The organism is Streptomyces thermovulgaris, from assembly GCF_002155915.1.
In the GTDB taxonomy this organism is placed as follows: Bacteria; Actinomycetota; Actinomycetes; order Streptomycetales; family Streptomycetaceae; genus Streptomyces; species Streptomyces thermovulgaris.
Genome location: NZ_MUME01000068.1, coordinates 38,476 through 48,563 on the forward strand (window position 1 = coordinate 38,476; position 10,088 = coordinate 48,563).

Annotated in this window: 9 protein-coding genes; 6 read left to right on the forward strand and 3 right to left on the reverse strand. The window is 69.5% G+C overall.

The annotated features are described in order from the left end of the window. The first annotated feature begins 48 nt into the window (after positions 1 to 48). From atpA to CCN35_RS07485, 5 genes are all read left to right on the forward strand, one after another. A complete protein-coding gene (gene atpA, locus CCN35_RS07465; RefSeq protein WP_067391263.1) occupies positions 49 to 1,638 on the forward strand; it encodes a F0F1 ATP synthase subunit alpha in 1,590 nt (529 codons plus the stop codon). Between the two features lie 21 nt (positions 1,639 to 1,659). Continuing rightward, complete coding sequence (locus tag CCN35_RS07470) at positions 1,660 to 2,574, forward strand: F0F1 ATP synthase subunit gamma (protein WP_067391260.1); 915 nt, start codon at positions 1,660 to 1,662, stop codon at positions 2,572 to 2,574. A 3-nt stretch (positions 2,575 to 2,577) separates the two neighbouring features. After that, the gene (gene atpD / locus CCN35_RS07475; protein WP_067391257.1) at positions 2,578 to 4,014 is read left to right on the forward strand and encodes a F0F1 ATP synthase subunit beta; all 1,437 of its coding nucleotides are present in this window, start codon (positions 2,578 to 2,580) and stop codon (positions 4,012 to 4,014) included. 109 nt (positions 4,015 to 4,123) lie between these two features. Continuing rightward, positions 4,124 to 4,498: a F0F1 ATP synthase subunit epsilon gene (locus CCN35_RS07480; RefSeq protein ID WP_067391254.1), complete on the forward strand. Its 375-nt coding sequence runs from the start codon at positions 4,124 to 4,126 to the stop codon at positions 4,496 to 4,498. 130 nt (positions 4,499 to 4,628) lie between these two features. After that, complete coding sequence (locus CCN35_RS07485; protein WP_067391252.1) at positions 4,629 to 5,075, forward strand: DUF2550 domain-containing protein; 447 nt, start codon at positions 4,629 to 4,631, stop codon at positions 5,073 to 5,075. A gap of 191 nt (positions 5,076 to 5,266) precedes the next feature. On the opposite strand, the gene CCN35_RS07490 is transcribed toward CCN35_RS07485, so the two are convergent. From CCN35_RS07490 to CCN35_RS07500, 3 genes are all read right to left on the reverse strand, one after another. After that, positions 5,267 to 7,090 (reverse strand): glycoside hydrolase family 18 chitinase, encoded by a 1,824-nt coding sequence (locus CCN35_RS07490; RefSeq protein ID WP_086791923.1) that lies wholly within the window; start codon positions 7,088 to 7,090, stop codon positions 5,267 to 5,269. Between the two features lie 200 nt (positions 7,091 to 7,290). Next, on the reverse strand, positions 7,291 to 7,947 hold the full coding sequence (locus CCN35_RS07495) for a response regulator (protein ID WP_067397866.1): 657 nt from the start codon (positions 7,945 to 7,947) through the stop codon (positions 7,291 to 7,293). Next, positions 7,944 to 9,149 carry a sensor histidine kinase gene (locus CCN35_RS07500; RefSeq protein ID WP_245863060.1) on the reverse strand — a complete coding sequence of 402 codons (1,206 nt, stop codon included), beginning with the start codon at positions 9,147 to 9,149 and terminating at the stop codon, positions 7,944 to 7,946. Before CCN35_RS07500 ends, CCN35_RS07495 begins: the two co-directional genes overlap by 4 nt. Positions 9,150 to 9,301: 152 nt before the next feature. On the opposite strand from CCN35_RS07500, the gene CCN35_RS07505 reads away from it, so the two are divergent. Further along, the gene (locus CCN35_RS07505) at positions 9,302 to 9,922 is read left to right on the forward strand and encodes a hypothetical protein (protein ID WP_067397864.1); all 621 of its coding nucleotides are present in this window, start codon (positions 9,302 to 9,304) and stop codon (positions 9,920 to 9,922) included. Positions 9,923 to 10,088 lie beyond the last annotated feature (166 nt).

The window sequence follows — 10,088 nt, forward strand, 5'->3', positions numbered from 1 at the left end:
CCCCCCCAAGTGAAACTTCGGGCCCAACAAGGAGAGCAGGGAACCCAGATGGCGGAGCTCACGATCCGGCCGGAGGAGATCCGGGACGCACTGGAGAACTTCGTCCAGTCGTACAAGCCGGACGCGGCCTCGCGCGAGGAGGTCGGCACGGTCACCCTTGCCGGCGACGGTATCGCGAAGGTCGAGGGCCTGCCCTCGGCCATGGCCAACGAGCTGCTGAAGTTCGAGGACGGCACCCTCGGCCTCGCCCTCAACCTCGAGGAGCGCGAGATCGGTGCCATCGTCCTCGGTGAGTTCAGCGGCATCGAGGAGGGCCAGTCGGTCACCCGTACCGGCGAGGTCCTGTCCGTCGCCGTGGGCGAGGGCTACCTCGGCCGCGTGGTGGACCCCCTCGGCAACCCGATCGACGGCCTCGGCGAGATCGAGACCGAGGGTCGCCGTGCCCTCGAACTGCAGGCCCCCACGGTCATGCAGCGCAAGTCGGTGCACGAGCCGATGGAGACCGGCTACAAGGCCGTCGACGCCATGACCCCGATCGGCCGCGGTCAGCGCCAGCTGATCATCGGTGACCGCGGTACCGGCAAGACCGCCCTCGCCGTCGACACGATCATCAACCAGCGCGACAACTGGCGCTCCGGCGACCCGAAGAAGCAGGTCCGCTGCATCTACGTCGCCGTCGGCCAGAAGGGCTCCACCATCGCGGCGGTCCGCCGCGCGCTGGAGGAGAACGGCGCGCTGGAGTACACGACCATCGTCGCCGCCCCGGCGTCCGACCCGGCCGGCTTCAAGTACCTGGCGCCGTACACCGGCTCCGCCATCGGCCAGCACTGGATGTACCAGGGCAAGCACGTCCTGATCGTCTTCGACGACCTGTCCAAGCAGGCCGACGCCTACCGCGCCGTGTCGCTGCTGCTGCGCCGCCCGCCGGGGCGTGAGGCCTACCCGGGCGACGTCTTCTACCTGCACTCCCGGCTGCTGGAGCGCTGCGCCAAGCTGTCCGACGACATGGGTGCCGGTTCGATGACCGGTCTGCCGATCGTCGAGACCAAGGCCAACGACGTCTCGGCGTTCATTCCGACCAACGTCATCTCCATCACCGACGGCCAGTGCTTCCTGGAGTCGGACCTGTTCAACGCCGGTCAGCGTCCCGCGCTGAACGTCGGCATCTCCGTCTCCCGAGTCGGTGGTGCCGCCCAGCACAAGGCGATGAAGCAGGTCTCCGGCCGCCTTCGTGTGGACCTCGCCCAGTTCCGTGAGCTGGAGGCGTTCGCCGCCTTCGGTTCCGACCTGGACGCGGCCTCCAAGGCGCAGCTGGAGCGTGGTCAGCGCATGGTCGAGCTGCTGAAGCAGAACCAGTACGAGCCGATGGCCACGGAGGACCAGGTCGTCTCCATCTGGGCCGGCACCACCGGCAAGATGGACGACGTGCCGGTCGCCGACATCCGTCGCTTCGAGAAGGAGATGCTGGAGTACCTGCACCGCAAGGAGCAGGGCCTCATGACCTCCATTCGCGAGGGCGGCAAGATGTCCGACGACACGCTGCAGGCCGTGGCCGACGCGATCGCCGAGTTCAAGAAGCAGTTCGAGACGAGCGACGGCAAGCTCCTCGGCGAAGACGCCTCGGCCGCCGCCAAGTGACGTAAGGAAGGGACCTGACTCATGGGAGCTCAGCTCCGGGTCTACAAGCGTCGCATCCGATCCGTCACCGCGACCAAGAAGATCACCAAGGCGATGGAGATGATCGCCGCCTCGCGTGTCGTCAAGGCGATGCGCAAGGTGTCGGCCTCCACTCCGTACGCACAGGAACTGACCCGCGCGGTCACGGCGGTCGCCGGCGGGTCGGACGCCAAGCACCCGCTGACCACGGAGGCGGAGAACCCGACCCGTGCCGCGGTCCTGCTCCTCACGAGCGACCGCGGCCTGGCCGGGGCCTTCAACGCCAACGCCATCAAGGCGGCGGAGCAGCTGACCGCACGCCTCGAGAGCGAGGGCAAGCAGGTCGACACCTACATCGTCGGCCGGCGCGGTGTCTCCCACTACACCTTCCGTGAGCGCAAGATCGCGGACTCGTGGACCGGCTTCACCGACGAGCCCTCGTACGCGGACGCCAAGACGGTGGCGGCCCCTCTGATCGAGGCCATCCAGAAGGACACCGCGGCCGGCGGCGTGGACGAACTCCACATCGTCTACACCGAGTTCGTCTCGATGATGACGCAGACGGCGGTCGACTCCCGGCTGCTGCCCCTGCGTCTGGAGGAGATCGAGGGCCGGACGGGGAAGAAGGACGAGGTCCTTCCGCTGTACGAGTTCGAGCCCTCGGCGGAGGACGTGCTCGACGCGCTGCTGCCGCGTTATGTGGAGAGCCGCATCTACAACGCGCTGCTCCAGTCGGCCGCCTCCAAGCACGCCGCCACACGGCGTGCGATGAAGTCGGCCACCGACAACGCCAGCGAACTCATCGAGACCCTCACCCGGCTTGCCAACCAGGCCCGCCAGGCCGAAATCACCCAGGAAATCAGCGAGATCGTCGGTGGCGCCAGCGCCCTGGCCGACGCGACCGCGGGGAGTGACTGACACATGACCACCACTGTTGAGACGGCCACGGCGACGGGCCGCGTCGCGCGGGTCATCGGCCCGGTCGTCGACGTGGAATTCCCCGTCGACGCGATGCCGGACATTTACAACGCCCTCCACGTCGAGGTCCTGGACCCCGCCAAGAAGGGCGAGACGAGGACGCTGACCCTGGAGGTCGCCCAGCACCTGGGCGACGGCCTGGTCCGCGCGATCTCCATGCAGCCCACCGACGGCCTGGTCCGCCAGTCCCCGGTGACGGACACCGGTGCGCCGATCTCCGTCCCGGTCGGCGACTTCACCAAGGGCAAGGTGTTCAACACCCTCGGTGAGGTGCTGAACACCGACGCCGAGTACGACGGCGAGCGCTGGCCGATCCACCGCAAGGCGCCGAACTTCGACGAGCTCGAGTCGAAGACCGAGATGTTCGAGACCGGCATCAAGGTCATCGACCTGCTGACCCCGTACGTCAAGGGCGGCAAGATCGGTCTGTTCGGCGGCGCCGGCGTCGGCAAGACGGTGCTCATCCAGGAGATGATCTACCGTGTCGCCAACAACCACGACGGTGTGTCGGTGTTCGCCGGCGTCGGTGAGCGCACCCGTGAGGGCAACGACCTCATCCAGGAGATGACCGAGTCGGGCGTCATCGACAAGACCGCCCTGGTCTTCGGTCAGATGGACGAGCCCCCGGGCACCCGTCTGCGCGTCGCGCTGGCCGGCCTGACCATGGCCGAGTACTTCCGCGACGTCCAGAAGCAGGACGTGCTGTTCTTCATCGACAACATCTTCCGCTTCACCCAGGCCGGTTCCGAGGTCTCCACGCTGCTCGGCCGCATGCCCTCCGCGGTGGGCTACCAGCCGAACCTGGCCGACGAGATGGGTCTGCTCCAGGAGCGCATCACCTCGACCCGCGGTCACTCGATCACCTCGATGCAGGCAATCTACGTCCCCGCCGACGACCTGACCGACCCGGCTCCGGCCACCACCTTCGCCCACCTCGACGCGACGACGGTTCTGTCCCGTCCGATCTCCGAGAAGGGCATCTACCCGGCCGTGGACCCGCTGGAGTCCACCTCCCGGATCCTGGACCCGCGCTACATCTCGCAGGACCACTACGACTGCGCCATGCGCGTCAAGGGGATCCTGCAGAAGTACAAGGACCTCCAGGACATCATCGCGATCCTCGGTATCGACGAGCTCGGCGAGGAGGACAAGCTCGTCGTCCACCGGGCCCGCCGTGTGGAGCGCTTCCTGTCCCAGAACACCCACGTGGCCAAGCAGTTCACCGGTGTGGACGGCTCGGACGTGCCGCTGGACGAGTCGATCGCCGCGTTCAACGCGATCTGCGACGGCGAGTTCGACCACTTCCCCGAGCAGGCGTTCTTCATGTGCGGTGGTCTTGAGGACCTGAAGAAGAACGCGAAGGAGCTGGGCGTCTCCTGAGCCATGAGCTCATCCGAGGGGGCGGGTGCGTCCCGCCCCTTCTCTCACGCCCCTTAGAATTGACCCCAACACCCGGCAGTCCCGCCGGGTGGTGACCCGAGGAGCCACCTTGGCTGCTGAGCTGCACGTCGCGCTGGTCGCGGCCGACCGAGAGGTCTGGTCCGGCGAGGCCACCCTGGTCGTCGCGCGCACCACCTCCGGCGACATCGGCATCATGCCTGGTCACCAGCCGCTGCTCGGTGTGCTGGAGTCGGGCCCGGTGACCATTCGTACCAGCGAGGGCGGGACGGTCGTCGCCGCGGTGCACGGCGGTTTCATCTCGTTCGCGGACAACAAGCTGTCACTGCTGGCCGAGGTTGCCGAACTGGCGGACGAGATCGACGTCAAGCGCATCGAGCGGGAGCTGGAGCGCGCGAAGGCGGAGGGCGACGTGATCGCCCAGCGGCGCGCGGAGGTCCGACTGCGCGCGGCGCAAGCGAGCTGAAGCCTGCCAGTCGTGTGATGACGTCACTCAGCCGCGGTCGGTACCGGAGCAATCCGGTACCGGCCGCGGCTGAGGTGAATATGGGTGTTCTTTCCGTTCCACTGCCGAGGAGACGAGGAGGTCGGTGCCGATGGTCCTCGCTCTGACTGTGTGCGGACTGGTGGTCCTGCTCGTGGTGGTGGGACTGTTCGTCTTCGGTCTGCGGCGCAGGCTGATCCAGCGCTCCGGCGGCACCTTCGACTGCAGTCTGCGCTGGGACGTGCCGGAGAACCCCGACCCCGGCGGCAAGGGCTGGAGCTACGGCGTGGCCCGCTACAACGGCGACCGCGTCGAGTGGTTCCGTGTCTTCTCCTACGCCCCCCGTCCGCGCCGCACCCTGGAGCGGGCGTCCATCGAGGTGGCCGGCCGCCGTCTTCCCGAGGGCGAGGAGGAGCTCGCCCTGCTCTCCGACGCGGTCGTCCTCACCTGTCTGCACCGCGGTGTCCGCCTGGAGCTCGCCATGAGCGAGGACGCCCTGACCGGCTTTCTGGCCTGGCTGGAGGCAGCACCACCCGGCCAGCGGGTGAACGTCGCGTAGCGGCGTTCAGGGCCCCGCTGGGTGGGGGTCCCCCAGGCGGCGAAGCTGTTGGGGGAGGGGCAAGGTGGCATGGATGTGCCACGGGCGTGAGCTGATGAACACTGCGGGAGGCTCCCCCGGACGGGGTCCGGGGGAGCCTCCCGCGTTTCTCCGTGCTTTTCCCGGCCGTTCTCTCCGGGTGCGGGCCGCTGTTACGACAGGCCGCTGTTGATGGCGCTGACCAGCTCACCGTTGCTGGTGTCGCCGCTGAACTCCCAGAAGAAGGCACCGCCCAGGCCCTGGGACTTGACCCAGTTCATCTTGGTGCCGATGGTGGCCGGGGTGTCGTAGGACCACCAGTTGGTGCCGCAGTGGGCGTAGGCCGTGCCGGCGATGGTGCCGGTGGCCGGGCAGGAGTTCTTCAGGACCTTGTAGTCCTCGACGCCCGCCTCGTAGGTGCCGGGCGCCGGACCGGTGGCGGTGCCGCCCGGGGCGGACTGGGTCACGCCGGTCCAGCCGCGGCCGTAGAAGCCGATGCCGAGCAGCAGCTTGTGCGCCGGAACGCCCTTGGCCCTGAGCTTGGCGATGGCGGAGGCCGAGTCGAAGCCCTGCTTCGGGATGCCGTTGTAGGAGGTCAGCGGCGAGTGGGGAGCGGTGGGGCCGGTCCTGTCCCAGGCGCCGAAGTAGTCGTACGTCATCACGTTGTACCAGTCGAGGTACTGGGCGGCGCCGCCGTAGTCGGCCGCGTCGAGCTTGCCTCCGTCCGAGGCGTCCGCGGTGATCGCGGCGGTGACCAGGTAGTCCTCGCCGAACTCGGCGCGCAGGGCCTGCACGAGGTTCCTGAAGGCCGCCGGGCCGCTGGAGTCGCAGGTCAGACCGCAGGCGTTCGGGTACTCCCAGTCGATGTCGATGCCGTCGAAGACATCCGCCCAGCGCGGGTCCTCCACGACCTGCTTGCAGGACCTGGCGAACGCGGCCGGGTTCTGCGCGGCCTGGGCGAAGCCGCCGGAGTAGGTCCAGCCGCCGAAGGAGTACAGCACCTTGATGTGCGGGTACTTCGCCTTCAGCTGGCGCAGCTGGTTGAAGTTGCCGCGCAGCGGCTGGTCCCAGGTGTCGGCGGTGCCGCTGACGGACTGGTCGGCGGTGTAGGCCTTCTCGTAGGCGGCGAAGGTGTCGTCGACGGCGCACTGGCCGTTCTTGACGTTGCCGAACCCGTAGTTGATGTGGGTGATCTTGGCGGCCGAGCCGGAGGTCACCAGGTTCTTGACGTGGTAGTCGCGGCCGTAGACGCCCCACTCGGTGAAGTAACCGAGCTTGATCTTGTCGCCGGGGGGCTGCGGTTCCTCGCTGCCGCCGGTGGTGCGGACCCGGACCGAGCCGCTGACCGGTCCGGTCTGGTCGGCGGTGTCCCGGGCCTGGACGGCGTAGGAGTACTCGGTGCCCTTGGACAGGCCGGTGTCCGTGTACGAGGTGCCGGTCACGGTGGCGACCCGGACGCCGTCGCGCAGCACGTCGTAGTTCTTGATGCCCTTGTCGTCGGTCGCCGCGGTCCAGGACAGCCGCACCGAGGTGTCGGTGACGTTCGAGGCGGTCGGGGTGCCGGGCGCGGAGGGGGGCGTGTCGCCGGGGACGGAGGAGCCGTCGCAGCTACCGCCGTTGATCTTGCAGCCGGAGGGGGAGCCGGAGCCGGAGCCGTTGAAGCCGAAGGAGACCGACGCCCCTGGGGCGAGGGTGCCGTTCCAGGCGGTGTTCCTGGCGATCCAGTGGTCGCCGGAGTTGGTGACCGTGGCGTCCCAGGCGGAGGTGACCTTGGTGCCGGAGGGGAAGTCCCACTCGAGGGTCCAGGAGTCGATGGTCGTGGTGCCGGTGTTCTTCACCGTCCACTTGCCCTCGAAGCCGGACCCCCAGTCCTGGGTCTTGACATAGGTGGCGGTCACGGAGGTGGCGGCCTGGGCGGGGGTCGCGAGAGCGACGAGACCGGCCAGGGGGAGGGTCAGGGCCGCGAGCCCGGCCGCGACTCTGTGTGTGAAGCGCATGCAGCGCCTCCTTATGTGGGGATATGGGGTTGTGGGGATGAGAAACACAGGAGTGCCGGATTGCCGGAGTTCCGGAATGCCGGGAAGTGAAGAGTGTGCTGTGAATGTGCTGTGGGTTTGCTGTGAGCATGACCAGCCGACATGCTCGCAGTGCCGCGAGAATAAAAAGGTCTGGACCATAGGTCAATAGGTCTGGACCACTATCCCTCGAGCTTCTCGATCCCCAACTCCCGTGCCAGCACCGCCGCTTGTACCCGGCTGCGCAGCCCCAGCTTCCCCAGCAGACGGCTGACATGTGTCTTCACCGTGCCCTCCGCCATGCCGAGGCGGTCCGCGATGCCGGCGTTGGACAGCCCCTCGCCGAGACAGGACAGCACCTCGCGCTCGCGCCGGGTGAGGGAGTCCAGCACCGCCGGGTCGACCGTCGTCTCCCGGGCCGACTGCGCGGCGAACTCGGCGATCAGCCGCCGGGTGACGGCCGGGGCGACGATCCCCTCCCCGCGGGCCACCGTGCGCACGGCCTCGACGAGGTCCTTCGCCTCCGTGTTCTTCAGCAGGAACCCCGCGGCCCCCGCCCGGAGCGCCCCGAAGACGTACTCGTCCAGGTCGAAGGTGGTCAGCACCAGCACATCGGCGAGCCGTTCCCCGACCACCTGCCGGGTCGCCGACACCCCGTCCAGACGGGGCATCTGCACATCCATCAGCACCAGGTCGGGGCGCAGCTCCCGGGCGAGCGCCACCGCCTGCTCGCCGTCCGCCGCCTCGCCGACCACCTCGATGTCGGGTGCGCTGCGCAGAATGAGGACCAGCCCGGCGCGGACGGCGGACTGGTCCTCGGCCACCAGGACGCGGATCATCGGGTCTCTCCTTGTGCCACATCGGTGAGGGGGAGGCGGGCGCGGACGACCCAGAGCCTGCCGTCCGCGGGGTCCGGGGCGTCCTCGGGGCCCGCGTCGAAGGTGCCGTGCAGCAGGGCGGCCCGCTCCCGCATCCCGACCAGACCGGTCCCGGAACCCGGGGCACGCGGGGCGTCCCGGCCGCCGTAGGGGCTGGTCACACGGATCTCGAGGGCGTCGTCCCGCTCGCGCAGCCACACCGTGACCCTCCCCGGCGCGGCATGCTTCAGCGCGTTCGTCAGCGACTCCTGCACGATCCGGTAGGCGGCGAGCTCGACCGGTGCGGGCACGGAGCCGTGCACGGCGTCGAGGGTGACGTCCAGGCCGTTGGCGCGGGCGTTCTCCACCAGAACGCCGAGGCCGTCGAGGGTCGGGGTGGCCGCCGGCTCCCGGTCCTCGGCGCCGTCGCGCAGGATGCCGATCAGCCGGCGCATCTCGGACAGGCCCTGGACGCTGTTCTCCCGGATCACGGAGAGGGCCTCACGGGAGGTCCGGGCGTCCTCCAGGGAGAGCGCGGCCGTGGAGTGGATGGCGATGGCGGAGAGGTGATTGGCGACCAGGTCGTGCAACTCCCGCGCCATCCGGGCACGTTCCGCGGTCACCGCCTGGACGCGGTCCATCTCGGCGAGCAGCGCGGTCTGTTCGGCGCGCAGCAGCGCCGCGTCCGCCGCCTCGCGGTGGTTGCGGACGATGAGACCGGTGGACGCCGGGGCGAAGAGGACACCGGCCGCCAGGACACCGATGAGCAGCGCATCGGGCTCCCGCCACACGGCGTACGGCACCAGGACCCCGGCCAGGGACAGCAGCCCGGTCACCCAGGGCAGGCGGCGGGCGGTGGACGCCGGGCCGTACAGCACGGCGGCGTACAGCAGGTCGGTGAACATCACGACCGTGGCGATGCTGCTCCGGGTGAACAGATCGGCGACCAGCGCCAGGGTGCCGATGCCCAGACCGACGCGCGGGGCGCTGCGGCGCAGCAGCTCGCATCCGGCCGTCACGACCAGCGGGACGAGCACCGCCCAGTGGCTCTCGAACCGCACCAGCGGGTCGTGGCCCGGTCTGAGGGTCAGCCCGAAGCCCCACAGCACCAGTCCGCCCAGAAGGCCGGCGACCGCGATCCACACGTCGTCGCGGTGGGGACGGGGGAGTCGTACGGCGGCCATGACACCATCCAACACGCTGCCCGCACCCGGCGCCTGATGCCCCGGGACGGTCCTGGAGTGCATCTTTCGATGTACTGCGAGTTCATCGGCGACGACGACGCATCCGGGCGCGACGACCGGGAGCCTGGAAGGGTGACCGAGAGGAGCGAACCGTGATCGTCGCCCTGATCGCCGCCTGCGAGATCGGCTTCTGGGTGCTGCTGGCGCTGGGCCTGACCGCCCGCTATCTGCTGAAGTGGCGCCGCACCGGCCTGGCGCTGCTGCTGTGCGAGCCGCTGCTGGAGGTCGTGCTGCTGATCGTCACCGCGATCGATCTGAAGAACGGCGCCGAGCCCGACTGGACGCACGGCCTGGCCGCGCTCTACATCGGCTACACCGTCGGCCACGGCCACCGCACGGTGAAGTGGCTCGACGGCCACGCCGCCCATCGGCTGGGCGGCGCTCCGAGGCCCCAGGGCCCGCCGCGTCACGGCCTGGCCCGCGCCCGGCACGAGACCAGGGTGTGGCTGGGGACGCTGCTGGGCGCAGCCGTGGCGACCGTGCTGCTCCAGCTCGCCATCTGGTACGTCGGCGACGCGAGCCGCACCACCTCCCTGGAGGACTGGCGCCACATCGCCTGGCGTGCCGCGGTGATCCACGGGCTGGTGACCCTGACCTACTGGATCTGGCCGAAGAAGGCCCCGGCGGGGGAGCCGGAGGCCGGGCGCGAGGCCCGCGAGAAGGGCATGACGCGCGGGGAGCGCACGATGCGCGAGGAGCGTGCGGTCCGGTGACCGGGGCGCACAGGAATCTTCTCGCGGGGCCGTCACGCCGGCGATGCGCCCGGGGCCGCGGCGGTTCACCGGGGAACGGAGCTGCCGGTGGCCGATCTCCCCGGGGCGGGGGATCTCCCCAAGGCAGGGGATCTCCCCAAGGCGGGGGATCTCCCCAAGGCGGGGG

What these genes read in the sequence shown, in the direction of transcription:
- CCN35_RS07485 (WP_067391252.1), top strand. Translation starts at nt 4,629, where the DNA reads ATGGTCCTCGCTCTGACTGTGTGCGGACTGGTGGTCCTGCTCGTGGTG.
- atpA (WP_067391263.1), top strand. Translation starts at nt 49, where the DNA reads ATGGCGGAGCTCACGATCCGGCCGGAGGAGATCCGGGACGCACTGGAG.
- CCN35_RS07500 (WP_245863060.1), bottom strand. Translation starts at nt 9,149, where the DNA reads ATGGCCGCCGTACGACTCCCCCGTCCCCACCGCGACGACGTGTGGATC.
- CCN35_RS07490 (WP_086791923.1), bottom strand. Translation starts at nt 7,090, where the DNA reads ATGCGCTTCACACACAGAGTCGCGGCCGGGCTCGCGGCCCTGACCCTC.
- CCN35_RS07495 (WP_067397866.1), bottom strand. Translation starts at nt 7,947, where the DNA reads ATGATCCGCGTCCTGGTGGCCGAGGACCAGTCCGCCGTCCGCGCCGGG.
- atpD (WP_067391257.1), top strand. Translation starts at nt 2,578, where the DNA reads ATGACCACCACTGTTGAGACGGCCACGGCGACGGGCCGCGTCGCGCGG.
- CCN35_RS07470 (WP_067391260.1), top strand. Translation starts at nt 1,660, where the DNA reads ATGGGAGCTCAGCTCCGGGTCTACAAGCGTCGCATCCGATCCGTCACC.